Genomic DNA, 26160 nt, shown 5'->3' on the forward strand with positions numbered 1-26160 from the left:
CTCAGACCAGGTGCAGAGCATTGAGCAGCAGGTCGATCAGCTTGATCCCGGCAAACGGCACGACAATGCCACCCAGCCCGTAGATCAGCAGGTTGCGCCGCAGCAGGTGCGCCGCACTGGCCGCCTGCACCCGCACGCCGCGCAGCGCCAGCGGGATCAGCACGATGATGATCAGCGCGTTGAATACGATGGCCGACAGAATCGCACTCTGCGGGCTGGCCAGGTGCATCAGGTTGAGCACGCCCAGCTGCGGGTAGATGGCGGCGAACAGCGCCGGCAGGATGGCGAAGTACTTGGCCACATCGTTGGCGATGGAGAAAGTGGTCAACGCGCCACGGGTCACCAGCAGCTCCTTGCCGACCTGCACCACATCCAGCAACTTGGTCGGGTCGCTGTCCAGGTCGACCATGTTGGCCGCCTCGCGCGCGGCCTGGGTACCGTCGTTCATGGCCATGCCCACGTCAGCCTGGGCCAGTGCCGGGGCGTCGTTGGCGCCATCGCCGCACATGGCCACCAGGCGGCCGTCGTTCTGCTCCTGGCGGATGCGCGCCAGCTTCTTCTCTGGCGTGGCCTCGGCCAGCACGTCATCCACGCCGGCCTCGGCAGCGATGGCGGCGGCGGTCAGCGGGTTGTCGCCGGTCACCATCACCGTGCGAATGCCGAGCTTGCGCAGCTCGGCAAAGCGCTCGCGAATGCCGGGTTTGACCACATCCTTGAGGTGGATCACGCCAAGCAGGCGCTTGTCCAGGCACACCAGCAGCGGTGTACCGCCGCTCTGGGCAATACGCTCCACTTCACGGGCCAGTGCCGGTGGCATTTCCAGGCGTTGCATGCCGACGAACGCCAGTACGGCATCGACAGCGCCCTTGCGGTAGCGGTGTTGCTGAAAGTCGATCCCCGACAGGCGCGTCTCGGCGCTGAAAGCCACGGCCTCGAACTGGCCGGCGGACGGTTCGACAAAATCACGCAGCTGGCGCAGATATTCGACGATCGACTTGCCCTCGGCGGTGTCGTCCGCCAGCGAGGCCAGCAAGGCGCCCTCCCCCAGCTCGCGGGCAGTGATGCCCGGTGCCGCGTGCAGCGCACTGCAGCGGCGGTTGCCGAAGGTAATGGTGCCAGTCTTGTCGAGCATCAGCGTGTGCACGTCACCGGCCGCCTCCACCGCCCGGCCCGAGCGGGCGATGACGTTCAGCCGCACCAGCCGGTCCATGCCGGCAATGCCGATGGCCGACAGCAGGCCGCCGATGGTGGTGGGGATCAGCGTTACCAGTAATGCGGCGAGAAAGATCAGCGGCAGGCTGCCACCGACAAAGTGGGCGAACGGCTGCAGGGTCACCACCACGATCAGGAAGATCAGGGTCAGGCCGATCAGCAGGATGTCGAGGGCGATCTCGTTGGGCGTCTTCTGCCGCTTGGCGCCTTCGACCAGGGCAATCATGCGGTCGAGGGTCGATTCGCCCGGGTTGCTGGTGATGCGGATCAACAACCAGTCTGAGACCAGCCGGGTATTGCCGGTCACCGCTGAGCGATCGCCGCCGGACTCGCGGATCACCGGCGCGGACTCGCCGGTAATGGCGGCCTCGTTGACCGCAGCGATACCTTCAAGCACCTCGCCGTCACCGGGAATCATTTCACCAGCTACCACGCGCACCACATCGTCCTTGCGCAGCGCGCTGGCCGCTACGGTTTCGTAGCTGCCATCGCGCTTGCGACGCTGCGCGGTAAGCCCTTGGCTGCCAGCCTTGAGGCTGTCGGCTCGGGCCTTGCCACGGCCTTCGGCCAGAGCCTCGGCAAAGTTGGCGAACAGCACGGTGAACCACAGCCACAGGGCGATCTGCACGGCCACACCGGTACTCACACCGCTGCCGGGAGCGAAACACAGGACGGTGGTCAGTACCGCAGTCAGGGCGACCACCAGCATCACCGGCGAGCGCTTGAGTTGGCGCGGGTCGAGCTTGACGAATGCCTGCACCAGCGCCGGGCGCCACAATGCGGCGAAACGGGTCTGATCCTTGGCACTTTGCCGGGCTTTTACTTCAGCAATGGGCATGTTCATGGTCGGTCCTCAAAAACCCAGACTCAAATGTTCGGCGATCGGCCCAAGGGCCAGGGTCGGCAGGAAGGTCAGGCCACCGACCAGCAGGATGGTGACCAGCAGCAGGCTGGTGAACAGCGGGCCATGGGTGGGGAAGCTGTTAAGCCCCTGGGGCGCGCTTTTCTTCGCCGCCAGGCTGCCAGCCAGCGCCAGTACCGGCAGGATGTAGCCGAAGCGGCCGATGAGCATGGCCAGGCCGATCATCAGGTTGTGGTACACCGTGTTGGCACCAAAGCCGGCAAAGGCCGAGCCGTTGTTGGCCGTGCCCGAGGTGTAGGCATACAGCAGCTGGCTGAAGCCATGCGCACCCGGGTTGCTGACTGCACCTGCCGGGCCTGGCAGGCTGGCGGCAATGGCGCCGAGCACCAACACGCCGACCGGCATCACCAGCAGGGTCGCCACCAGCAACTGCACCTCGCGGGCCTGCAGTTTCTTGCCCAGGTATTCCGGGGTGCGGCCGATCATCAGCCCGGCCAGGAACACCGCGATCAGCACGAACAGCAGCATGCCGTAAAGCCCTGCACCGACGCCGCCGAAGATCACCTCACCGACCATCATGTTGACCATTGCCACCATGCCGGTCAGCGGGTTGAGGCTGTCGTGCATGGCATTGACCGAACCGTTGGAGGCAGAGGTGGTAGTCACTGTCCACAGCACCGAACCGGTGGTGCCGAAGCGGGTTTCCTTGCCCTCCATCGGGGCGCTTTGCTGTACCTGCGCGCTCTCGAGGGCCGGGTTGGGCTGGTACTCGGACCACAACGCCGTGCTGCCGCCGATCAGGAACAGCGCAAGCATGCAGGCGAGGATGGCGCGGCTCTGGCGCAGGTCCTTCACGTAGTGGCCAAAGGTGAACACCAGCGCCACCGGAATGAGGATGATCGAAGCCACCTCGAACAGGTTGCTCCAGGCCGTGGGGTTTTCGAACGGGTGCGCCGAGTTGACTCCGAAGAAGCCACCGCCGTTGGTACCCAATTGCTTGATGGCGATCTGGCTGGCGGCCGGGCCCAGCGGGATGGTCTGCTCGGTGCCCTGCAGGGTGAGCGCATGAGCGTAGTCGGCCAAGGTTTGCGGTACGCCCTGCCATACCAGCAGCAACGCCAGCAGCAGGCACAGCGGCAGCAGGCCGTAGAGGGTGGCGCGGGTCATGTCGACCCAGAAGTTGCCCAGCGTCGTGGCGCTGCGCCGTGCGATGCCGCGGCACAGGGCGACCAGCACGGCCAGGCCGGTGGCGGCGCTGACGAAGTTCTGCACGGTCAGGCCGAGCATCTGGCTCAGGTAGCTGACCGACGCTTCACCACTGTAGGCCTGCCAGTTGGTGTTGGTGACGAAGCTGACCGCGGTGTTGAACGCCAGCGACCATTCCTGGCCGGGCAGATGCTGCGGGTTGAATGGCAGGTAGCCCTGCAACAGCAGCACGGCGAACAGCAGCAGGAACCCGGCCAGGTTGAAGGCCAGCAGGGCCAGGGTGTACTGCTGCCAGTTCTGTTCCTGGCTGGCGCGCACGCCCGCCAGCCGGTAGCAGGCTTGCTCGACCGGGCCCAGCACGGGCGACAGCCAGGTCCGCTGGCCTTCCATGACCTTGAAGTAGAACCGCCCGAGCCAGGGTGCCGGTAGCAGCACGATGGCGAAAAATGCCAACAGCAAGGCGAAATCGTAACTGTGCATGGCCACTCCCTAGCTGCGATCGGCGCGCAGCAGCGCCACCAGCAGATAAAACGCCAATGCCACTGCCAGCAGCAGTGACAGCCCGTCGAGCATGTTCATGTGTGGTTCTCCCCGTGGTGCGGCTTGGGCCGCTTTGGGGAAATTGTCCGAGCGAGGGGCGTAAAGGGGCGAGACTGGGAGGTGGGGATGGCGATAAAGAAGGCGTAAAGATCGGGAGTTGAGGTTGCCTGAACCGGCCTCTTCGCGGGTAAACCCGCTACTACAGGGACCGCACCGCTCTCCCGGGCTGTGGAGATCCTTGTGGGAGCGGGTTCACCCGCGAAGAGGCCAGTACAGGTTTACTGCTGAGGCGGCTGCGGGACGGCGTTGCGGCTCCAGTCCAGCAGCAGGCTGTAGCCGACCGCCAGCAAGGTCGGCCCGATGAACAGGCCAATGAAGCCAAAGGCGATCAGGCCGCCGAACACGCCCAGAAGCACGATCACCAACGGCAGGTTGCCGCCACGGCTGATCAGGTACGGTTTGAGTACGTTGTCCACGCCACTGATGATGAAGGTGCCCCAGGCTCCCAGGAACACCGCCATGCCGTATTCGCCTTTCCATACCAGCCAGCCGGTGGCCGGAATCCATGCCAGTGGCGGGCCCATGGGGATCAGGCTGAGCATGAAGGTCACCAGGCCCAGCACAATGGCCCCGGGCACACCGGCAATCAGGAAGCCGATCAACGCCAGCACGCCCTGCGCTGCGGCCGTACCGATCACCCCGTTGACCACCCGCTGCACCGTACCGGCGACCAGCTCCAGGTAGTACTCGGCACGGTCGCCCATCAGGCGGTGCAGCAAGCGCAGGACGAACGCCGACAAGCGCGGGCCATCGCGGTAGAAGAAGAACACGAACACCAGGCTAAGGGTCAGTTCCAGCACGCCGCTGCCGATCTGCGCGCTGCGCGCCAGCAACCAGTTGCCCACCTGCCCCAGGTGCGGCTTGACCGAGGCCAGCAAGGCCGCGCCCTGCTGGTCCAGCGATTGCCACCAGCTGACCAGGCGCTCGCCAACCACCGGGATGCCACCCAGCCACGCCGGAGCGTCGGGCAGGCCGTCCACCTGCACGTCACGCACGAACGCCGTCGCGTCGCGAATATGATCGGCCAGGTTGAACCCCAGCCACACCAGCGGCAGCGCCACGATCAGGATCCAGGCAGTGGTCAGCAGGCTTGCCGCCAGGGTTTCGCGCCCGCCCAGCGCTCGCGTCAGCAAGCGCATCAAGGGCCAGCTGGCAAAGGCCAGGATGGCTCCCCACAACAGCGCTGAAATGAAAGGTGCCATTACCCACAGGCCGGCACCCAGCAGCGCCAGTAGCAGAATCTGGACCAGCAAGCGGTCATTGTTAGCCATGGTGGTGCCCGTTCAACGGATCAGTTCAAGGTGCAGGCCGTCGGTAGGTGCACTACCGACTTCGAGGCGGCCATTGCGCACGCCCGCCTTGACCAGCGCCTCGCGCCAGGCTTCAGCCTGGGCCCCACTGAGGCTGGCACGCAGGGTGCTGTCGAGGTTCAGGCTGCGGGCCAGCAGGTTCGCCCAGGCGTCTTGCGGCGCGGCCAGGTCAGGGTAGTCGAGCTTGCCGGTGTCGCGCATTTCGCGCAGCACCGTGGCGGCGGTCGGCAGCAGTTCGCCCAGCGGGCTGCCGGCGACGAACTCTTCCACGTGCAAGTAGGCGCGGCGGTTGCCGCGGGTGACACTGTACAGCGCGACCAGGGTGTCGGCCTGCTCCGCCGAGCGGCGCAGCAGGATGAACGCCTGCTGCTCGTCGCCGCCGTTGAGGCGGGCATTGCCGAACACATCATTGGCCCACAGGCTGGCCTCGCCGCAATCGCGGCCCTGGCACCAGAACAGCGGGTAGCCGCCGTCGCGCTGCAGTGCTTCGCGAGCGCTGGTGAAGACTTCGCGAGCAGTACGCTCGACCGGCAGTTCGTAGGTTACCGAGCTGACCTGGCCACGGCTTTCGACCTTGTCCTCGACCCTCAGGCGGCCGCTGATCTTGCGCAGTGGGCCCATGGGGTAGACGCGCTCCTGCTCCACGGCCGGGCGCTGGTCGACCACCTTGGCGTCCACCGGTACCGGCAGGCTGCCGGCCCACAAAACGGGGCTGGCGAACACCAGGCAGGCCGCGAAGGCATTACGGATGGCAACAGGCGCGCTCATTGGCGAACCAGACGGCGCTCAGCGCCGAGATGAAGCTCCAGGATGTCTGGCAGTTGCATGGTTGTCTCCCTGTTCAACCCGCCAAGCCTCGACACTTGTCCGATGCAAGTCAAGCAAAGCCAAAGAAGCGATTGAAACAGTCTGCGACAAGGGCCGCGCCCTGCTCATCGTTCAGGTGCAGGTGATGGCCACCGGGCAGCGTCACCTGCTCAAAGGGTAGCTGCTCCAGCAACCCGGTGTGGCGCGCCAGCATGCCGTCGGCGGCCACGACCAGGCGCGTCGGGCAACTCACCCGGTGCACATAGGCCATGGCCTGGGCCTCGCTCAGGCGCACTGGCGAAGGCAGGGTCAGGCGGCTGTCGCTGCGCCAGCTGTAACCGCCGGGCACCGGCATCAGGCCACGCTGGGCCAACAGCTCGGCCGCCTCACGGCTGACTGCGACCATGCCTTTCATGCGTGCCTGCACGCCCTGCTCCAGTGTGGTGTATACCGACTTGCGCTTGCCATCCAGGCGCAACTGGGCCTGCAGTGCCATGCCCAGCCGCTCACCGGCATCCTGCTCGGCGCCGGTCGGCGGGATGACGCCGTCAATCAGGGCCAGATGGCTGACCCGATCCGGCAGCGCGCCAGCCAGTTGCACGGAAATGATTGCCCCCAGCGAATGGCCCAGCAGAGCAAAACGTTGCCAACCCAGCTGCTCGGCCACCCGCAGCACGTCATGGGCGTAGTCGGCCAGAGCATAGCCGGCACCGAGCGGCCGGTGCTCGGAGTAACCATGCCCGGCCAGGTCCAGGGCGACGATGCGCAGGCCTTTCAGCTGCGGCGCCAGGCGGGCGAAGCTGTTGGCGTTATCCAGCCAGCCATGCAGGGCGATCACCGGCAGCCCCTGCTCCGGGCCGAACAGGTGCGCCGCCAGTTCGATATGGCCCAGACTCAGTCGGATTTCCTCGACCTGCGCGCTCATGCCTGGCTCCAGCGGTCGAACAGGCCCTTGATCAGGCTGGCGGTGTCGGTTGGCCGCTCCAGCGGGAACATGTGCCCACCCGGCACGCTGTGGTATTCGCCCCTGGGCATGCCACGCACGGCCAGCGTGTGGTGGCGGCGAATGACGTTGCTGCGCTCGCCGCGGACCATGGCCAGCGGCACCTGCAATTGCCGCGCGGGCGCAGGGCTGGTATGCGGGATGCTGCGGTAGATGCTGATTTCCGTGGCCGGGTCGAAGCGCAACTGCAGCCCCTGCTCCATCGCCTGCAGGCCGTGCTCTATGTAGGCATCGAGGCAGTCGGGGTCGAAATGGCGGAACAGTGACTTGCCGGCGAAATAGTCCCGGGCACTGTCGCGGTCATTGAAGGTTTCGCGGCGCCCCAGGGTGCGGCCAGCCGGGGTGATACGGTCAATGAAGCCGAAGCGCTTGGCGGTGCGCAGCAGCCACTGGTCGGCGCGGGTGAGCACCGGAGAGTCGAGCATCACCACGCCGCGATAATACTCGGGGCAGCGCAAGGCTGCGTGCAGGTGCAACACGCCGCCCAGCGAATGGCCGACGCCCCATACTGGCTGGTCTTGCCGAGCCAGGTGGTGCAGCAGTTCATCGACCAGGCTCTGCCAGTTGTCGTCCACCGGAAAACGCGGATCGTGGCCGTGCTGGGCCAGGTGCTGCACCTGGTAGTCCGGTGCCAGGGCGGCGAACAGCTTGCCGTAGGTGGCCGACGGGAAACCGTTGGCATGGGCGAAGAAGATCTGCTGCGACATGGCGCCGGGTCCGGATGCGAGATGATGGCCCATTGTCGGTATCGCGGGGCGGTTCGGCAACGTCCGGAAAGGTCATCGGCGAGGGCTATCAGGTCAGGCTTGTGGGCGCGGGCACTGCCTGCAGGAGCAGCCTTGTGCTGCGAAGAGGCCATAACTGCCGGAGAAGAGCTATTGCCCTACTGGCCTCTTCGCAGCACAAGGCTGCTCCTACAGGAAACCTAGATAGCCTGAGAACTCAGGCCGGCGAGTTGATCGCCCGAAGGGTCATCAACCCAGCCAGCGGCCAGTCCCCTTCCAGCTCCGCCAGGCTTGCAGTGCTCATGCCCGCTGGTTGCTGCTGGTGGCCATGCTGCAACGCCCCTACCAAGGTACCCACCAGCGGCTGGTGGCTGACCAGCAGCACATGCTCCAGGCCCAGGCGCTCGATTTCACCGATAACCTGCTGCACATCACTGTCAGGCGTCAGCCAGGGCACGGTGCGCACCGGTTCGGCGAAGCCCAGGGTGTCATGCACCAGGGCAGCCGTTTGCTGGGCGCGTACGTAAGGGCTGGCGATGATCGCCTGCAGCGGCTGGCCCAGCAGGCGGGCGGCGCTATGCAGCACCTGTTCGCGACCATGGGCGGTCAGCCGGCGCTCGGCATCGCTGTTGGCGCGCGGCTCCGCTTCGCCGTGGCGCAGAACCCACAGCTTCACAGTTTGGGCTCCTCGTCACGCACCGGGTGCGGGGCCGGGGCCACCGCATGCGGCGCCTCGCCTTCCGGGGCACGCGGTGCCGGCCAGTCGGCGAACGGCCAGGGCTTCTGGTCGCTGTGGAAGCTGCCGAAGCGGCCGATCTGCGCCAGGTACTGGCTCAGGCTGTCACCGAAGTTCATCAGGCTGGCGCTGGGGGCGCCGTACACCAGGCGGTAGATCAATTGTACCAGCACCAGGCCACCGAGCAGCAGCTCGGCCAGCTGCCAGACCACCAGGAACACCAGCATCCACAGGGCCCGCAGGATGATCGACTCGCGCTGGGCGCGTTCGGGCGTATCGTTCATGTGTTGCTCCTTGCTGTTGTCAGAGCCGCTGAAGGCTCAGTTGAAACCGCTGATGGAAATGAAATCGACATCGGTCTTCGGCTCGGCACGCATCAGGTGCTCGATCACCTGGTTCAGCGTGCGGCCTTCGAACAGGATGGCATGCAGGCCTGCCACCAGCGGCATGTATACCTGCACTTCCTGCGCCTTGGCCTTGAGCACCTTGAGGGTGTTGACGCCTTCGGCTACTTCGCCCAGGCGGCTGACCGCCTGCTCCAGGCTCAGGCCCTGGCCCAGCGCGTGGCCGACCTGGTAGTTGCGGCTCTTTGGCGAGGAGCAGGTGACGATCAGGTCACCGACACCGGCCAGGCCGAGGAAAGTCATGGGGTTGGCCCCCTGGCTGACGGCGAAGCGGGTCATCTCGGCCAGGGCGCGGGTAATCAGCATGCTCTTGGTGTTCTCGCCCATGCCCAGGGCCACCGCCATGCCAGCAATGATGGCGTAGACGTTCTTCAGCGCCCCGCCCAGCTCGACGCCAAAGCGGTCGGCACTGGCGTAGACGCGGAAGGTACGCCCATGCAGCACGGCCTGCACCTGCTGGCACAGTTTTTCGTCCTCGCTGGCGACCACCGTGGCGGTCAGCGCATGTTCGGCGATTTCACGGGCCAGGTTGGGGCCGGACAGCACGCCGATGCGCGCCTCGGGGGCGATTTCCTCGAGGATCTGGCTCATCAGCTTGAAGCTTTGCGCTTCGATGCCCTTGGTCAGGCTGACCAGGCCCTTGCCGCGCAGCAACTCGGCATGCGGAGCCAGCACGCTACGCAAGGCGCTCGATGGCAGGGCGACGAAAATCAGCTCGCTGGCCTGCAGTGTGGCCAGCAGGTCGCTGACCGGCTCGACGCCGTCGTGCAAGCGGATGCCCTTGAGGTAGCGGGGATTCTCGCGATTGACCCGCATGGCCTCGGCCTGTTCCGGATCGCGCATCCATTGGCGCACCGGCACACCGTTTTCTGCCAGCAGGTTCGCCACGGCGGTGCCGAAGCTGCCGCCTCCCAGAACTGCAACAGGTTGCTGTTCAGTCATATCCAATCCGTTAAAGCCAAAAGTTAAGTGGCGACCCAGCCATTATACGGCTCGCCTGCTACAGAACCAGTGTCAGTACCGGCCCTTTCGCAGCGCAAGGCTGCTCCTACAGGTACCGTGCATGTCCTTAGATCGGGCTTCACTGGCAAGCAGATCACTGGCAAAACCCCCACGGTCAGTTACCATGCCTGTTTCAATCCTGATACAAGGCCGCTTTGTGTTCCCTGGCACGCCCTCGTACCCGCGCCTGCTCATACTGACTGCCCTGCTCGGCGGCCCGGCCGTGGCCGATGACCTGTTCATCGACAACACGGACCTGCCGCAGGTTCTGACCGCCACGCGCCTGAAACAATCCCCCGCCGCAGTACCGGGCAGCATGACCGTGCTCGACAGCGAGCTGATCCGGGCCAGCGGTGCCCGTGACATCCCCGAGCTGCTGCGCCTGGTGCCGGGCATGATGGTGGGCTACAACGCCGGCAACCAACCCACGGTCAACTACCACGGCAGCAACGTCAACGATGCCCGACGCATGCAGGTGCTGATCGATGGCCGTTCGGTGTACCGCGCCGGCCTGGCCACGGTGGACTGGAGCGACATCCCCCTGGCCATGGAGGATATCGAGCGCATCGAGGTGTTCCGCGGCCCCAACACGGTCAGCTATGGCGCCAACGCGCTGATGGCGGTGGTCAACATCCTTACCCGCAACCCTGCCGACAGCCATGGCACGCGGCTGAAGATGACCCGCGGCCAGGACGGCATCAACGATTTCTACGCCAGCCACGGCTTCGGTTGGGAGAGTGGCGACATGCGCCTGTCGCTGTCAGGCCAGCAGGACGATGGCTTCGACGAGAACCAGTTCGGCCAGGACTACCGCGACAGCCGCCGGCTGACCCGCTTCAATATCAACGCCAGCCACAGCCTGGCACACGACCAGACCCTGGAATGGCAACTTGCTGCGAAGGAAGGCAGCAACCAGCGGCCTTATACCTACCAGCCGGTGTTCGCCAAATACGAAGCCGGTAACAACGCTGACGTCAGTGCCAAGGACTACGCCGGCTCATTGCGCTGGACCAAGGACTTCAGTTCTGAGCACAGCCTGTATATCCAAGGCTCTGCCCAACATTTCGACCGTCAGCAGGTGTGGCGTGCCTGTGACGCTTTGCAGTCGTTCAGCCCGGAATTGACCCAGCTCTGGCAAATGAACCCCGATTTCGCCGAAAAAGTGGCACGCGGCATTGCTACCGGCGCGCCACTTTCGACCAACGATCCCGTCATGAGAGGGCTTCTGGAGAAGGTCCAGCAGCAATGGGCGAACGGTGGCAACCAGCAGGTCTGCGGCGACGTCGACCAGAGCACCCGCGAAACCCGCTACGACCTGGAAATCCAGGACACCCTGAGCCTGACCGACAGCCTGCGCCTGCTCAGCGGCATGAACTACCGCTATGATCGTGCCGACTCGCAGACCTACTTCAATGGCAGCATCGACGACCAGACCTGGCGCCTGTTCGGCCAGCTGGAGTGGCGCGCCGACGAACACTGGATCCTGCAGGGTGGTGCCATGTTCGAGGACTCGCGCCTGTCCGGCAGCTCGCTGACCCCACGCGTGGCGGTCAACTACCTGATCACCCCGCGCCATGGCCTGCGTGCAGTGTATTCCGAGGCAGTGCGCTCGCCAGACATGTTCGAGAACAACGTCAACTGGAGCTACACGGTCAAGAACCTGACCCCCAACGCTTTTGGCCTGCAAAACGGCGAATACTTCGTCAAGACCCGCGGCCCGGGCGACCTCGACCAGGAACGCATGCGCTCGCGCGAACTCGGCTACAACGGCTACTTCAGCGACATCGACCTGAACATGGATGTGAAGCTGTTCTATGACGAGATCACCGGCATGATCAGCGAGCCCCTGAAGAACAACCAGTACATCGCCAGCAATGCCAACAAGGCCCGTTTCAGCGGCAGCGAGGCGCAACTGGACTGGCGCCCGACCCTGCGCGACCGCCTGCGGGTGACCTACGCCTACGTGGATGCCTGGGCCAGCAACCCCGCCGACCGCCGCCTCAGCGCGCGCAACAGCGGCTCGGCCGGATGGATGCGCGAGTGGGGTGCCGGTTGGTCGAGCGCGCTGTTCTATTACGGTGACGATGCACTCAACCAGTATCGCTACGAGCGCCTGGACCTGCGCCTGGCCAAACGTTTCCGGGTGCATGGCAGCAACCTGGAGCTGGCGGCGCTGTGGCAACAGCGCCTGGACGATGAGCCGACCACGGCAATTCAGAACCGCTACGACAGCCGCCACCGCCTGAGCATCAGCGCGGAGCTGGAGTTCTGATGGCCCTGCTGCTGCGCCTGTTGCTGTTGTGCCTGTGGCCGATGGGGCCACTGTTCGCCAGCGAAATCCTGTTGGTAGGCGCGGAAGACCAGCCTGGCATTCGCAGTTTCGTCGCCGCGCTGGAAAGCCGCCGGCCGCACGACCATGTACATTTCCAGACCACCGCCGACCTGCCACCCCCGGGCAAGCTCAAGGCTGACCAGCGCCTGATCCTGCTGGACAACGCCGCACTGGAATGGCGCCTCGGGGAAACTGCCGGCCCGCCGGCCCTGGCCATGAGGGTCAGCCGGGTGCAGGCTGAACAGCGCCTGGGAAAGTCGCGGCCCGCGTTCCTCACGCTGCTGTGGAGCGATCCGCCGCTGGGCCGGCAGTTGCGCCTGGCGCGCTACCTGCTGCCGCAGGCCCAGCGCATTGGTGTGCTGTACGGTGAGCACAGCAGCTTTCTGCTCGAAGAGCTGCGCCACGCCGCCCGCCCGCTGGGCCTGGAGATCATTGCCCAGGACTGGCCCGACCCGCGCGACAGCCGCCCTTTGCAACACTTGTTGGCCAACAGTGACGTGCTGCTGGGCCTGGACGATGCCGACCTGTACAACTCCAAGACTGCGAAAAACCTGCTGTTGAGCAGCTATGGCCGGCAGATGGCGCTGATCGGCCCGAACGCCGGGTTCGTCCGCGCCGGCGCCCTGGCCAGCACCTTCAGCGACCAGGACGATTGGCTGGCTGTGCTCGACCAGTTGCTCGACCAGCCACCGGCGCGCTGGCCACGCAGCCTGTACCCGGTACGCTTCGGCGTCAGCGGCAACCAGCAGGTGGCGCGCGCCCTGGGCCTTGAACCGATCGATCCGAACGCCGCCGCCAAGGCCCTGGCCGAAGGAGAACCCACCCCATGAGCAAGCGCCTGAGCTGGGACATTCACACCCGCACCCAGATCATCAGCCTCGGCCCTGCCCTGCTGCTGACCTTGCTGCTGATCAGCTTCTTCACCTTCGTGCGTATCCAGGACCTGCGCCAGGAACTGAACCACACCGGGCAACTGATCGCCAACCAGTTGGCGCCAGCCTCGGAATACGGGGTGATCTCGGGCAACAACGAAGTGCTCGAGGGCCTGATGCGCGCCACGCTCAGCATCCCCCACGTGCGCTTCCTCGAGGTGCAGGACAGCCGCAACCACATACTGGTTTATGTGGAGCAGTCCGACGAAAGCGCCAACCGCGCGCAGCGCGTCGAAGTGTTCCAGGCGCCCATCCGCCTGCAGCAGATCCGCCTGGACAGCGACTTCCTGCAACAGGGCAAGGCCACCAGCCCGGCCATTGGCGACGATTACCTGGGCAGGGTCATCGTCGGCATGTCCGATGACGCCTTCAGCCAGCGCCAGCAGGAAATCGTGATCAAGGCCGGTATCCTCGCGCTGTTCGCCCTGCTGTTCACTTTCCTGCTGGCGCGCCGCCTGGCCCTTAGCCTCGCCAAGCCGATCAGCGACATGGGGCACGCGGTCAAGGCCATCCAGCAGGGCGAGTACCACACCCTGTTGCCGGTGGTCGATGACAGCGAACTGGGCCATCTGGCACGCCACATCAATAACCTGGCCCATGGCCTGGCGCAGGCCAGCAATGAACAGAAGCAGGCGATTGCCGAGCTTATCCAGGCCCGCGAGGAGGCCGAACAGGCCAACCGCACCAAATCGGATTTCCTGGCGATGATGAGCCACGAACTGCGCACGCCGATGAATGGCGTACTGGGCATGCTGCAGTTGCTGGAAACCACGCAGCTGAACAGCGAGCAGGCCGAGTACACCGCGGTGGCCAGCGAATCCACCGGGCACCTGCTCAAGGTCATCAATGACATCCTCGACTTCTCGCGCATCGAACGCGCCGCGCTGCAACTGGAACACATCGACTTCAACCTGGGCGAACTGATCACCAGCAGCGTCCAGTCGTTCCAGCACAGCGCCCAACAGCGCGGCCTTGCCCTGCACCTGCAAATGCCGGCGGGTATCGAGCAGCTGCAGGTGAACGGCGACCCCACGCGCATCCGCCAGATCCTGCTGAACCTGGTCGGCAACGCGCTGAAATTCACCGAACGCGGCCAGGTTCAGGTCGAGGCGCGCTGGCAGGTGCTGGACCGCCAACTGATCTGGCTGACCTGCAGTGTGCGCGACACCGGTATCGGCATCGACAACGAACGCCTGGAAATGATGTTCGTCGCCTTCCAGCAGGCCGACAGCTCGATTTCCCGCCGCTATGGCGGCACCGGGCTGGGACTGTCGATCGCCCGCACCCTGGCCGAACGCATGGGCGGCAAGCTGCGTGGCGAAAGCCGTGAGGGCCTGGGCTCGACCTTTACCCTGGAGATGCCTCTGGCCCTGGCCAGCCCTGCCCCGCTCTCGCTGACGCAACCAAGCGCTGCGCCACCGGCGGTGGCCGACAATGATCAGGTGCTGCTGGTAGAGGACAATCCGGTCAACCAAAGTGTCATCGAGGCCATGCTGCGTAGCCTGGGGCTGGCGGTATGCACGGCCGAGGACGGCCTGGAGGCGGTCGAACGGGTCAGCCAGCAGCGTTTTGCCGCCGTGCTGATGGACTGCCGCCTGCCGCACCTGGACGGCTATGAAGCCACCCGGCGTATCCGCCAGCTGCCCAACGGCGCCAGGCTACCGATCATCGCCCTGACCGCCAACGCCTTGCAGGGCGACCGCGAGCGTTGCATGGCGGCCGGCATGGACGACTACCTGAGCAAACCCTTGCGCCGCACTGAACTGCAGCGCGTGCTGCAGCGCTGGCTACCCGGTCAGACAACCGCGACTGGCGATAAATGCTAAAGTGCGGCAGTCTTAAACACTGGACAGGACCTTCATCGGACCTGAAAATAGACGTTTCAGTGCACACCTGTACTTCTTTCACCGGGTGCACTGTGACTTTCACCACAACGCAATAGTCTACCTGTAGGCTGCCGCCCCGAACGCGATGCGTATCGGGCCGGCCGGGAAGATTCATCCCCTGCCGCAGGGGGTTATTGAGGAGCTCGCATGACCAAACAACACGCCTTTACTCGGGAAGACCTGCTGCGCTGCAGTCGCGGTGAGCTGTTCGGCCCAGGTAATGCGCAACTGCCCGCGCCGAACATGCTGATGGTCGATCGCATCACCCATATCAGCGAAGAAGGCGGCAAGTACGGCAAAGGTGAATTGGTCGCCGAGCTGGATATCAATCCGGACCTGTGGTTCTTCGCCTGCCACTTCGAAGGCGACCCGGTAATGCCGGGCTGCCTGGGGCTTGATGCCATGTGGCAGCTGGTAGGTTTCTTCCTCGGCTGGCAGGGCCTGCCAGGCCGCGGGCGCGCCCTGGGTTCGGGCGAGGTGAAGTTCTTCGGCCAGGTACTGCCGGAAGCCAAGAAAGTCACTTACAACATTCACATCAAGCGCGTCCTGAAGGGCAAGCTGAACATGGCCATCGCCGATGGCTCGGTCAGCGTCGACGGCCGCGAGATCTACACTGCCGAAGGCCTGCGGGTCGGCGTGTTCACCTCCACTGACAATTTCTAAGGGTTATTCGCATGCGCCGCGTCGTTATCACTGGTCTGGGCATCGTATCGTGCCTGGGCAATGACAAAGCTACCGTCACCGAAAACCTGCGCAACAGCCGTCCGGGTATCCGTTACAACCCGGAATACAAGGAAATGGGGCTGCGTAGCCAGGTTTCCGGGTCCATCGACCTCAACCTCGAAGAACTGATCGACCGCAAGGTCTACCGCTTCGTCGGCCACGCTGCTGCCTACGCCTACCTGGCGATGCAGGATGCGATCAAGGACGCCGGCCTGACCGAAGAGCAGGTTTCCAACCCGCGTACCGGCCTGGTGGCGGGCTCCGGCGGCGCCTCGACCCTGAACCAGATGGAAGCGCTGGACACCCTGCGTGAGAAAGGCGTCAAGCGCGTCGGCCCGTACCGCGTTACCCGCACCATGGGCAGCACCGTTTCGGCGTGCCTGGCCACCCCGTTCAAGATCAAGGGCATCAACTACTCGATCTCCTCGGCCTGCGCCACTTCGGCACACTGCATCGGCACCGCCCTGGAGCAGATCCAGTGGGGCAAGCAGGACATCGTCTTCGCCGGTGGCGGTGAAGAAGAGCACTGGAGCCAGTCGTTCCTGTTCGATGCCATGGGCGCCCTGTCGACCAAGCGCAACGAAACCCCGGAACAGGCCTCGCGCGCCTACGACGCCGACCGTGATGGCTTCGTCATCGCTGGCGGTGGCGGCATGGTGGTGGTCGAGGAGCTGGAACACGCCCTGGCCCGTGGCGCCAAGATCTACGCGGAAATCGTCGGCTACGGCGCCACTTCCGACGGCTACGACATGGTTGCCCCGAGCGGCGAAGGTGCTATCCGCTGCATGCAGCAGGCGCTGTCGACCGTCGACACTCCGATCGATTACCTGAACACCCACGGCACCTCGACCCCGGTCGGTGACGTTGCCGAGATCAAGGGCGTTCGCGCCGTGTTCGGCGACAAGGCGCCGAAGATCAGCTCGACCAAGAGCCTGTCGGGCCACTCGCTGGGCGCTGCCGGCGTACACGAGGCGATCTACTGCCTGCTGATGATGGAAAACAACTTCATCGCCGGCTCCGCCAACATCGACGAGCTGGACCCGGAAGTCGCCGACCTGCCGATCCTGCGCAAGACCGAAGAAAACGCCAAGATCGACACGGTCATGAGCAACAGCTTCGGCTTCGGCGGCACCAACGCCACCCTGGTGCTCAAGCGCTGGGAAGGCAAGTAAGACGCTGCTGCGGTAAACGAAAACGCCCCGACTGATTCGGGGCGTTTTCATTTGTATTGCCTGTACCGGCCCTATCGCCGGCACAGGAAAACCCTTATTTCCGCCTGGGCAGTACAGCCAGAAAATTCTCCCTGGCCACCTTGTTGGCAACTTGTTCCGGCAATGCGTCCAGAAACGGCCTGAACCCATGCATCTGCTCCCCAAGGCTGCCAAACCGCCCCACCACATCCGAACCCAGCATGAACCGTTCCGGGAACCTCTCGACCAGTGCCAGCCACGCCTTGCGCGGCACACCCCGGTCATCCAGCAGATAGGGTTTCAGCACGCTCCACGACAAATCGACATACAGGTTCGGGTAATCCTCCAGCAACCGCGTCAGCACCGGCAGCAGAAAGTCCATCTGCGTCTGGTGCCGGTGAATCTCCATGCTGCTGCCTGCATGCGCCCAGATGAACCGCGTGTGCGGGTGATTGCGCAGCGGCTGTTCGATCTCCGCCAGGTACAGCGGGTTGCGCTCGCGCTTGGAGGTGATGTTGGAATGCAGCAGCACCGGCAGGTCGCGCTCGGCCGCCAGGTGGTAGATACGCGCCATGGCTTCGTTGTTGGCGCGCGGCGTGTCACCGCTGGTCAGAGCAGTCAGGTCATCGTGGCGGGTGAACACCTCGCCAATGCCCTGCCACAGCCCCGGATGCAGATCGAGCATGCGCTCGATATGGCTGGCGGCGTTCTTGTCCACCGGATTGAAGCCGGCCAGGAACGGATGAAAGCGCTTGCGCTGCTCGTCGGGCAGTTGCTGTAGCGCCGCCGCCACGTAGGTATCGGTGGCGCTGTACCAGTAGGCTTCGGCGTCATCCCCAGCGTAATAGCGTGGGCGCTTGGGCTCGTCTTCATGCCACTTCTTGGCCACCGGGACGCCGGAAATCATCGACTGCTCGATACCGGCGGCATCCATGGCCTTGATCAGCGCAGGCATGCCTTCGCTTTCCTGGAAGAAGTCGACGTAGTGCAGGTGGGCATCACTGTAGCGGTAGTCGCGTGCCTGCGCCGCTTGGCACAGCCAGGTGGATAACAGCACGCAGGCCAACGCTCTCACGATCATGATGAAGCTTCCTTTTCCGGGTATCAGATCTCTAGACCGGCCGGCCTACGAGACGGTTCAGCCGGGGCGGGCAAACCGCTATGCTTGGGGCATTTCCACCTTGCCTGGAGCCTTCCCATGAGCAGCCCCCTGGTCATCCGCCCACGTGCCGAATCGGTCGAGGGCCAGCCGATCCTGCGCCCGCTGCCATCGGCCCAGTGTCGCAGCGTCGGCCCGTTCGTGTTTTTCGACCACATGCTCGAAACCGACTATGCCCCGGGGCATGGTATGGACATCCGCCAGCACCCGCATATCGGCCTGTCGACCCTTACCTACCTGTTCGAAGGGGCAATCCTGCACAAGGACAGCCTCGGCTCGGTGCAGCGGGTGCTGCCGGGCGACGTCAGCTGGATGACCGCAGGCAGCGGTGTGGCCCATGTCGAGCGTACTCCTGAAGATGCCCTGGCCCATGGCTCACGCCTGCACGGGCTGCAGGTATGGCTGGCATCGCCACGCGAGCAGGAACAAGGCCCGGCAAGCTACAGCCATCACCCGGCGGCGAGCCTGCCGGTCAGCGACAGCCTGGGAGTACGCATCTGCATGATCGCCGGCAGCGGGTTCTGCCTGGAATCGCCGGTGCCGGTGCTCTCCCCTACCCTGTACGCGCATGTACAGATGCAACCGGCAACCACGCTATTGGTGCCGAACGAGCATGCGCAGCGGGCGCTGTACCTGCTCGATGGTGAGCTGGTGATGAACGATGAGGATGTGGAACCCTGCAGCCTGGTGGTCCTGCCCGAGGGTAAAGAGGTGACGCTGTATGCGGAGGGTGAGTGCCAGCTGGTGCTGATTGGTGGCGCACCACTGGATGGGCCGCGGCGGATGAACTGGAACTTTGTCGCCAGTGATGTGGAGCTGATCGAACAGGCCCGGGCCAAGTGGGCTGCTGGGGAATGGCCGGTGGTGCCGGGGGAAACCTCCAGAATCGAGTTGCCGCGGTAATTGGGGCCGCTTTGCGACCCTTCGCGGGCTTGCCCGCTCCCACTGGGACGGCGTTGCACTTACGGGCAGTTCCGTACCTGTGGGAGCGGGCAAGCCCGCGAAGGGCTGCGCAGCAGCCCCAATGCGCCATCAGCGCTGGAACACTTCGGTCAGCAGGTTATGCATCGAGCGGAACGCCCGCTCCGAGGTACGCCGATCATACTGCATCTTGCCCGGCACATTGGCACTCGGGTCGGTAAACGAGTGCACCGCGCCGCCATAGCTCAGCAATTGCCAGTCAACCTTGGCCGCGTTCATCTCCTCCTCGAACGCCGGCAACTGCTCCTTCGGCACCAGTGGATCGGAAGCGCCGTGCAGCACCAGCACCGAGCCCTTGATGCGCTTGGCATCTTCCGGGTTCGGGGTATCCAGGGTGCCATGGAACGACACCGCCGCACGCAAATCGGCGCCAGTACGGGCCAGCTCCAGTGCACAGCAGCCACCAAAGCAGAAACCAAACGTGCCGACCTTGCCCGGTTCCAGCAGCGCCTTCGACTGCCCCAACAGTTGCGCCAGGGCTTCCTGCATGCGCTTGCGCAGCTCGCCTCGGTCATTCTTCAACGGCATCATCGCCGCGCCGGCCTCGTCGGCATTGGACGGACGCACCGATTGCCCGTACAGGTCGGCAATCAGCACTACATAGCCCTTCTCGGCCACTTCCTTGGCGATGCGCTCGGCACCTTCGCCTATACCCATCCAGTTCGGCGCCATCACCAGACCTGGCCGCCCCAGCGCGCCCGGCTCGTATACCAGGCGGCTTTCATACGCCTTGCCGGACAGGTGATAGACCAGCGATTCGACGATTACTTTGCTCATCAAGCACTCCTTTGGCACTCGTCATCAATATGCTCGCCATGAAAAAAGCCCGCCGAAGCGGGCTTTCCTATGCATCAACTCAAGCAGACAGTTCGACCAGCAGCTTGTTCAGGCGACGAACGTAAGCCGCCGGGTCCTTCAAGCTGTCACCGGCCGCGAGGGCTGCCTGATCGAACAGGATGTGCGACAGCTCGGCGAAGCGGTCTTCGCTCTGCTCGTTGTCCAGCTTCTCGATCAGCGGGTGGGTCGGGTTGAACTCGAAGATCGGCTTGGACTCCGGCACCTTCTGCCCGCTGGCTTCGAGGATCTGGCGCATCTGCAGGCCCAGGTCCTGCTCACCGATGGCCAGGATCGCCGGCGAGTCGGTCAGGCGGTGCGATACGCGCACTTCGGCCACGCTGTCACCCAGCGCGCCCTTCAGGCGCTCGACCAGGCCTTCCTTGTCCTTGGCGACTTCTTCCTGGGCCTTCTTGTCTTCTTCCGAGTCCAGCTTGCCCAGGTCCAGGTCGCCACGGGCGACGTCGACAAAGGCCTTGCCGTCGAACTCGTTCAGGTAGCTCATCAGCCACTCGTCGATACGGTCGGTCAGCAGCAGCACTTCGATGCCTTTCTTGCGGAAGACTTCCAGGTGCGGGCTGTTCTTGACCTGCGCGTACGACTCGCCGGTGAGGTAGTAGATCTTGTCCTGGCCTTCCTTGACGCGAGCCAGGTAGTCGGCCAGGGCGACGCTCTGCTCGCCGCTGTCGTCCTGGGTGGAAGCGAAGCGCAGCAGGCCGGCGATCTTTTCCTTGTTGGCGAAGTCTTCGGCCGGGCCTTCCTTCAGCACCTGACCGAAGTTCTTCCAGAAGCCCTTGTACTGCTCGGGCTCGTTCTTCGCCAGCTTCTCCAGCATGTCCAGCACGCGCTTGGTCAGCGCGGTCTTCATCGAGTCGATGATCGGGTCTTTCTGCAGGATTTCACGCGACACGTTCAGCGACAGGTCGTTGGAGTCGACCACACCCTTGATGAAGCGCAGGTACAGCGGCAGGAACGATTCGGCCTGGTCCATGATGAACACGCGCTGCACGTACAGCTTCAGGCCGCGTGGCGCTTCGCGCTGGTACAGGTCGAACGGCGCGCGGGCGGGCACGTACAGCAGCGAGTTGTATTCGAGCTTGCCTTCTACCTTGTTGTGGCTCCAGGCCAGCGGGTTTTCGAAGTCATGGCCGATGTGCTTGTAGAACTCCTGATATTCCTCGTCCTTGATTTCGGTACGCGGACGGGTCCACAGGGCGCTGGCACGGTTGACGGTTTCCCACTCTTCGGCCGGCTGCTCTTCGCCTTCGGCGGTAGCTTGCTCTTTCAGCAGCTGGATCGGCATGGCGATGTGGTCGGAGTACTTCTTGACCACATTGCGCAGGCGCCAGCCATCGGCGAACTCCTGCTCGCCCTTCTTCAGGTGCAGGACGATGCGGGTGCCGCGCTGTGGCTTGTCGATGGTGGCGACTTCGAACTCACCTTCGCCCTTCGACGACCAGTGCACGCCTTCAGCGGCCGGCTGGCCGGCACGGCGGCTGTACACGTCGACCTTGTCGGCAACGATGAACGCGGAGTAGAAGCCCACACCGAACTGACCGATCAGGTGCGAGTCCTTCTTCTGGTCACCGGTGAGGTTCTTCATGAAGTCGGCAGTGCCGGACTTGGCGATGGTACCCAGGTGGGTGATGACGTCTTCGCGGCTCATGCCGATGCCGTTGTCCTCGAGGGTCACGGTACCGGCGTCCTTGTCGAAGCTCAGGCGAATCTTCAGGTCGGCGTCGCCTTCGAACAGCTCTGGCTTGGCCAGGGCCTCGAAACGCAGCTTGTCGGCGGCGTCGGAGGCGTTGGAGATCAATTCACGCAGGAAGATCTCCTTGTTCGAATACAGGGAATGGATCATGAGGTGCAGCAGCTGCTTTACCTCGGTCTGGAAGCCCAGCGTTTCTTTTTGAGTCTCCACACTCATGGTCTTCAAAACTCCGATCTGATGGCAGTTGACGCCTGGCGGCCAGGTTGGCCAGCGTTTAGCGGCGGATGTCATGCAGATGGGGGCTGCCCGGATGATTTCAAGGGCTTTTCCGGTTCGATCTTGAAATGGGCCCGAGCCGTGGCGATCGGCGACTGCCTGTCCCCCTGCCAGGCGGTGATGGCCACATTGGTCACCCGCCGACCCTGGCGCCAAAGCTGGCACTGGGCGTAGGTATCGCGAAAGTGCCCGGCGCGCAGGTAATCGATGGAAAAGTCGATGATCTTCGGAATGCTTGCGCTCTCGCTGAATATCAGCAGGTACAGCGCTGCCGACAGTTCCATGAAGCCCGCGATCACCCCGCCGTGGATGGCCGGCAGCAGCGGGTTGCCGATGTTGTCCTGGTTGGCCGGCAGGCGGAACAGCAGGTCATCGCCCTGACGCTCGCATTCAATGCCGATCAGGCCGGCATAGGGGATCAGCGCCAGCAAGGGCCGATAGTCTCCCACCGCATGAGCAGCGTTGAGCTGTTGGCGAACATTGTGCGGAATCATGCTCCGCCCTCCTTCAGGCTGTTGCCGAAGCGGATGCCACCCTTGATCTCCTGGCCCAGGCGCATGAACGTGCCCACCACCTGGCAGATAGGCTGAGCGGGGTCATCCTGGTAGGCCGTGCCACGGGTGAAGATCACATCGCGGGTGACCCGGTAGCATTGGGCATGGCCGTAGATGTCTTTGCCGGCCTTGGCCGGATGCATATAGTCGATGCGCAGGTCCAGTGTCGGGCACACTTCGAAGCGCGGCAGCACGCACAGCGTGGCCATGCCGCAAGTGGTGTCCATCAGCGTGGTCAGCGCGCCGCCATGCACGGCGCCGGTCTGCGGGTTGCCGACAATGGCCGCAGACCAGGGCAGCACCAGGGTCATGCCATCGGCATTGGTTTGCACCACACGCATTTGCAACAACTGACAATGTTTCAGGGCCGAGAGAAAACGCTCGGCCATGGCCATCAAGGTTGAATCACTCATTGGCTGTTTCCCTGCGCATTGCCGCAGCGGCATAAAATCGTTAAAAAGTCTATATAGAACGGGACGTTATATATGTGTAATCTTCGCGGAACTTATTCCGCGTAGTTGCACTCGAAGGAACAAGTCACTTATTCCACCAAGGAGAAACACCCCCATGCGTAAACCTTTTGCTTTTGCTCTGATGCTGGCCGCTGCCATGGGCCTGGCCGCTTGCGATAAAGCGAGCGAAGACAAAGCCCAGGACGCACAGCAACACGCCGAGCAAGCCCAGGAAAAAGCGGGCGAAGCTCAGGATAAAATGAACGAGGCTGCCAAGGAAAACGCCGAAGCCGCCAAAGATCAGGCCGAAGCCGAGCAGAAGGCCGCCGAAGAAGCCGCTCCGGCTACTCCGGCTCCGGAAGCCGCTCCAGCTACCCCAGCTGCTCCAGCCGAACCTGCCAAGCAGTAATCGGCTAAAACAAAAAAACCCGACATTGTCGGGTTTTTTTGTGCCTGAAACTTATGGATTAAACGTTTCAGGTACCAGGAGCGGTGTTTTCCTTGGCGGGTTCGATCGAAACACTTTCGGTAGGTGTGAACACCATCACATCCAATACATCCGAATGGAACTCGCGGCGGTACAGAATCAGCACCACCCCGACACTCATGACCATGAATAACCATGGGCTGATGAACCAGCTCAACATGGCCATGCCGAAGTAATAGGAACGCAGGCCCAGGTTGAACTGGTTGGCGGCAAGCGACAGCACCCGCGCCGCCCGCGAGGCGAATGCCTTGCGTTCAAGCTCATTGACCAGCCGTTCACCGATCATCGGCGCCGACCCCACCAGTACTGCCGCGAAGTTGTATTGGCGCATGCACCAGCTGAAGGTGAAAAAGGCATAGACGAAGACCATGGCCAGGCACAGCAGCTTGATCTCCGACATGCCCTGGGAGGTCTGCTGCACCAGCGGCAGATCGGCCAGCAGCGACAGCGCCCGGTCGGAAGCCCCGAGCACGGTGAGGATACCGGCGAGGATGATCAGGGTGCTGGAGGCGAAGAACGAGGCGTTGCGCTCGAGGTTGCCGATCACGCTCGCATCGGCAATGCGGTTGTCGCGCAGCAGCATGCGGCGCATCCAGTCTTCGCGGTACAGGTGCAGCACGCTGGCCAGGCACGCGGTGTCGCGGCCCTTCCAGATGGCATAACGGGTGTAACCGCCCCAGCACAGGGCGAACCAGATGATGGCCAAAAGATTGTTGAAGTTGCTTTGGATGAAGTTCATGCACGGTTCCCGGGAGGGCCAGATACCTGAAGGATAGGGACCGGATTTCGACGCTGGCAAGCGGTAAAAGGCACACATCCACCCAGAAATCCGCACTGCCTGTTCTGGCCTCTTCGCAGCACAAGGCTGCTCCTACAGGTACGGCACTGCACTTGTAGGAGCAGCCTTGTGCTGCGAAGAGGCCAGTGCAGGCAAAGAAAAAGCCCCGCATCCTTTCGGATACGGGGCTCTTGAGTTTCCACCCTTGGCGAGCACCCTTCGGCTTGTGGCCGGTGCCGCCCTCAGGCTTCGACTATCAGGCCAGCGCTTCGCGCGGCTTGCCGAGCATGCGGTCGCAGGCCACGGCGCCAACCAGGGTCACCACCGAAGGCACCAGCCAGGCCAGGCCCTGGTCGCTCAGCGGCAGGTGAGCCATGAAGTCCGGCAGCACGTGGGCAATGCTGCTGCCCTTGATCGCATCGACCATGCCGAACAGCAGCGATACCAGCATCACTGGTGCCAGGATGCGGGTCGGCGAGTTCCACAGGTCCTTCACGAAGCTCAGCCCGACCACCACGATGCACGGCGGGTAGATCGCCGTAAGCACCGGGATCGAGAACATGATCAGCTTGGTCAGGCCGAGATTGGAGATCAACAGCGAGAAGCCCGCCAGAATCACCACCAGAGCGCGGTACGACAGCGGAAGGATCTGGCTGAAGTACTCGGCGCAAGCACAGGTCAGGCCAACGGCGGTCACCAGGCAGGCCAGCGCGATCAGCACGGCGAGGAAACCGCTGCCCAGCGAACCGAAGGTATGCTGCACGTAGGCATGCAGTACCGCCGCACCGTTGGTAGCGTCAGCCGCGATCTCGTGGCTGGTTGCACCCAGTCGGAACAGGCTGATATACACCAGGGCCAGACCGACGCCTGCGATCAGGCCGGCAATGATGGCATAGCGGGTGATCAGTTTCGGCGACTCGACACCGCGCGAGCGGATGGCGTTGACGATGACGATACCGAACACCAGGGCACCCAGGGTGTCCATGGTCAGGTAACCATCGGAGAAGCCCTTGGAGAACGCTGCGGCGGCATAGGCCGGCTGCGCTTCACCAATGGTGCCGGCAGGCAGCGCGAAGGCGGCGATGCCCAGCACCGCCAGGGCGATGATCTTCAGCGGCGCCAGGAAGCGGCCCACGGTGTCGAGCAGCTTGCCCGGGTACATCGACACGGCCAGTACCACGAGGAAGTACACCAGGCTGTAGATGAACAGCGCCAGCGGGCTTTCGCCGGTCAGCGGCGCAACGCCCACTTCGAACGATACGGTCGCGGTGCGCGGGGTGGCGAACAGCGGGCCGACCGACAGGTAGCACACGGCCGCCAGCAGGCCACCGAAGAACTTGCCGATCGGGCTGCTCAGGGCATCCATGCCGCCGCCGACCTTGGCCAGGGCGACCACGGTGATGACCGGCAGGCCCACGGCGGTAACCAGGAAGCCAAGGGCCGCCATCCATACGTGCGGGCCAGACTGCAGACCGACGATAGGCGGGAAGATGATGTTGCCAGCGCCCACGAAAAGCGCAAACGTCATAAAGCCAAGCGCCAGGATATCCTGGCCTTTGAGAACTTTCATTTAAGGTAGTACCACACTGCTGAAATCGGGATTCGAGAGGGGATTTCCCTTTGGATGAGGGGAAATGCTGCCCGGCTTGATAGGCCAGACCCGTTTAGCGTGTCGTTCCCTTTTGGGGTACGGGCACAGAGTGAGCGCGTAATGTAACTGTTTTGTCAGGCAAACGCACTGGCACAGTGCTGCTTGTCCGATGTGCGTACATGTTTGTCGTCTGTGCAACCGAGGACAGCGAGAATTATCCCGATATTGGGAAGTTTGTCTGCGTGAAAATCCCTATCAAACCCATCGAAAGTTCTTCGCAGTTTGCACTGGCCCTATCGCCGGCAAGCCAGCTCCCACAGGAGACCTTCACAATCAGGGCCTGTGGTGATCTCCTGTGGGAGCTGGCTTGCCGGCGATAGGGCCAGTGCAGGATTACCCAAGCCCCA

Annotated in this window: 24 protein-coding genes; 7 read left to right on the top strand and 17 right to left on the bottom strand. The window is 63.7% G+C overall.

All coding sequences use genetic code 11. The features are described 5' to 3' along the window. Position 1: 1 nt before the first annotated feature. The 10 genes from kdpB to GYA95_RS14095 all read right to left on the bottom strand — a co-directional run bounded on the left by kdpB (position 2) and on the right by GYA95_RS14095 (position 9807). Complete coding sequence (kdpB, locus tag GYA95_RS14050) at positions 2–2056, bottom strand: potassium-transporting ATPase subunit KdpB (RefSeq protein ID WP_015271078.1); 2055 nt, start codon at positions 2054–2056, stop codon at positions 2–4. Between the two features lie 9 nt (positions 2057–2065). Beyond that, complete coding sequence (gene kdpA, locus GYA95_RS14055; protein ID WP_015271079.1) at positions 2066–3760, bottom strand: potassium-transporting ATPase subunit KdpA; 1695 nt, start codon at positions 3758–3760, stop codon at positions 2066–2068. Between the two features lie 9 nt (positions 3761–3769). Continuing rightward, on the bottom strand, positions 3770–3859 hold the full coding sequence (gene kdpF, locus GYA95_RS14060; protein WP_003251485.1) for a K(+)-transporting ATPase subunit F: 90 nt from the start codon (positions 3857–3859) through the stop codon (positions 3770–3772). A gap of 239 nt (positions 3860–4098) precedes the next feature. After that, entirely contained in the window at positions 4099–5151 is a 1053-nt protein-coding gene (locus tag GYA95_RS14065) for an AI-2E family transporter (protein WP_015271080.1), read from the bottom strand. A 12-nt stretch (positions 5152–5163) separates the two neighbouring features. Then, the gene (locus GYA95_RS14070) at positions 5164–5958 is read right to left on the bottom strand and encodes a DUF4892 domain-containing protein (protein WP_054572520.1); all 795 of its coding nucleotides are present in this window, start codon (positions 5956–5958) and stop codon (positions 5164–5166) included. A gap of 109 nt (positions 5959–6067) precedes the next feature. Further along, on the bottom strand, positions 6068–6922 hold the full coding sequence (locus GYA95_RS14075; RefSeq protein ID WP_015271082.1) for an alpha/beta hydrolase: 855 nt from the start codon (positions 6920–6922) through the stop codon (positions 6068–6070). Then, positions 6919–7707, bottom strand: coding sequence for an alpha/beta fold hydrolase (locus tag GYA95_RS14080; RefSeq protein ID WP_015271083.1), 789 nt, complete (start codon positions 7705–7707; stop codon positions 6919–6921). Before GYA95_RS14080 ends, GYA95_RS14075 begins: the two co-directional genes overlap by 4 nt. A 235-nt stretch (positions 7708–7942) precedes the next feature. Then, on the bottom strand, positions 7943–8401 hold the full coding sequence (gene sixA / locus GYA95_RS14085; RefSeq protein ID WP_015271084.1) for a phosphohistidine phosphatase SixA: 459 nt from the start codon (positions 8399–8401) through the stop codon (positions 7943–7945). Then, positions 8398–8745 (bottom strand): DUF4389 domain-containing protein, encoded by a 348-nt coding sequence (locus GYA95_RS14090; RefSeq protein WP_013973424.1) that lies wholly within the window; start codon positions 8743–8745, stop codon positions 8398–8400. The genes sixA and GYA95_RS14090 overlap by 4 nt, the downstream gene beginning before the upstream one ends. 36 nt (positions 8746–8781) lie before the next feature. Beyond that, positions 8782–9807, bottom strand: coding sequence for an NAD(P)H-dependent glycerol-3-phosphate dehydrogenase (locus GYA95_RS14095; protein ID WP_013973425.1), 1026 nt, complete (start codon positions 9805–9807; stop codon positions 8782–8784). A 184-nt stretch (positions 9808–9991) separates the two neighbouring features. Between GYA95_RS14095 and GYA95_RS14100 the strand changes: the two genes are divergently transcribed. The 5 genes from GYA95_RS14100 to fabB all read left to right on the top strand — a co-directional run bounded on the left by GYA95_RS14100 (position 9992) and on the right by fabB (position 16912). Further along, the gene (locus GYA95_RS14100) at positions 9992–12139 is read left to right on the top strand and encodes a TonB-dependent receptor plug domain-containing protein (protein ID WP_015271085.1); all 2148 of its coding nucleotides are present in this window, start codon (positions 9992–9994) and stop codon (positions 12137–12139) included. After that, the gene (locus GYA95_RS14105) at positions 12139–13029 is read left to right on the top strand and encodes an ABC transporter substrate-binding protein (RefSeq protein WP_015271086.1); all 891 of its coding nucleotides are present in this window, start codon (positions 12139–12141) and stop codon (positions 13027–13029) included. The genes GYA95_RS14100 and GYA95_RS14105 overlap by 1 nt, the downstream gene beginning before the upstream one ends. Further along, positions 13026–14957, top strand: coding sequence for an ATP-binding protein (locus tag GYA95_RS14110; protein WP_015271087.1), 1932 nt, complete (start codon positions 13026–13028; stop codon positions 14955–14957). Before GYA95_RS14105 ends, GYA95_RS14110 begins: the two co-directional genes overlap by 4 nt. 207 nt (positions 14958–15164) lie before the next feature. Then, positions 15165–15680 carry a 3-hydroxyacyl-[acyl-carrier-protein] dehydratase FabA gene (gene fabA, locus GYA95_RS14115; RefSeq protein ID WP_003251509.1) on the top strand — a complete coding sequence of 172 codons (516 nt, stop codon included), beginning with the start codon at positions 15165–15167 and terminating at the stop codon, positions 15678–15680. A gap of 11 nt (positions 15681–15691) precedes the next feature. Further along, positions 15692–16912 carry a beta-ketoacyl-ACP synthase I gene (gene fabB, locus GYA95_RS14120; protein ID WP_013973429.1) on the top strand — a complete coding sequence of 407 codons (1221 nt, stop codon included), beginning with the start codon at positions 15692–15694 and terminating at the stop codon, positions 16910–16912. Positions 16913–17006: 94 nt separating this feature from the next. On the opposite strand, the gene GYA95_RS14125 is transcribed toward fabB, so the two are convergent. Further along, entirely contained in the window at positions 17007–18011 is a 1005-nt protein-coding gene (locus GYA95_RS14125; RefSeq protein WP_015271088.1) for an amidohydrolase family protein, read from the bottom strand. A gap of 117 nt (positions 18012–18128) precedes the next feature. On the opposite strand from GYA95_RS14125, the gene GYA95_RS14130 reads away from it, so the two are divergent. Next, positions 18129–18992: a pirin family protein gene (locus GYA95_RS14130; protein WP_015271089.1), complete on the top strand. Its 864-nt coding sequence runs from the start codon at positions 18129–18131 to the stop codon at positions 18990–18992. A gap of 129 nt (positions 18993–19121) precedes the next feature. Here the strand turns inward: GYA95_RS14130 and GYA95_RS14135 are convergent, their stop codons facing one another. The 4 genes from GYA95_RS14135 to GYA95_RS14150 form a co-directional block, all read right to left on the bottom strand. Next, the gene (locus GYA95_RS14135) at positions 19122–19847 is read right to left on the bottom strand and encodes a dienelactone hydrolase family protein (protein ID WP_015271090.1); all 726 of its coding nucleotides are present in this window, start codon (positions 19845–19847) and stop codon (positions 19122–19124) included. Between the two features lie 79 nt (positions 19848–19926). Then, the gene (htpG, locus tag GYA95_RS14140) at positions 19927–21831 is read right to left on the bottom strand and encodes a molecular chaperone HtpG (RefSeq protein ID WP_015271091.1); all 1905 of its coding nucleotides are present in this window, start codon (positions 21829–21831) and stop codon (positions 19927–19929) included. A 71-nt stretch (positions 21832–21902) separates the two neighbouring features. After that, positions 21903–22385, bottom strand: coding sequence for a PaaI family thioesterase (locus tag GYA95_RS14145; protein ID WP_015271092.1), 483 nt, complete (start codon positions 22383–22385; stop codon positions 21903–21905). Continuing rightward, positions 22382–22858, bottom strand: a complete 477-nt coding sequence (locus GYA95_RS14150; RefSeq protein ID WP_004375991.1) for a PaaI family thioesterase — start codon at positions 22856–22858, stop codon at positions 22382–22384. Before GYA95_RS14150 ends, GYA95_RS14145 begins: the two co-directional genes overlap by 4 nt. Before the next feature lie 154 nt (positions 22859–23012). Here GYA95_RS14150 and GYA95_RS14155 point away from each other — a divergent pair, with 154 nt between their 5' ends. Further along, entirely contained in the window at positions 23013–23306 is a 294-nt protein-coding gene (locus GYA95_RS14155; RefSeq protein ID WP_015271093.1) for a hypothetical protein, read from the top strand. 67 nt (positions 23307–23373) lie between these two features. On the opposite strand, the gene GYA95_RS14160 is transcribed toward GYA95_RS14155, so the two are convergent. Beyond that, the gene (locus GYA95_RS14160; protein WP_015271094.1) at positions 23374–24123 is read right to left on the bottom strand and encodes a DUF599 domain-containing protein; all 750 of its coding nucleotides are present in this window, start codon (positions 24121–24123) and stop codon (positions 23374–23376) included. A gap of 295 nt (positions 24124–24418) precedes the next feature. Beyond that, positions 24419–25732 (bottom strand): branched-chain amino acid transport system II carrier protein, encoded by a 1314-nt coding sequence (brnQ, locus tag GYA95_RS14165; protein WP_015271095.1) that lies wholly within the window; start codon positions 25730–25732, stop codon positions 24419–24421. Positions 25733–26160 lie beyond the last annotated feature (428 nt).

This window comes from Pseudomonas asiatica (genome assembly GCF_009932335.1).
Taxonomy (GTDB): domain Bacteria; phylum Pseudomonadota; class Gammaproteobacteria; order Pseudomonadales; family Pseudomonadaceae; genus Aquipseudomonas; species Aquipseudomonas asiatica.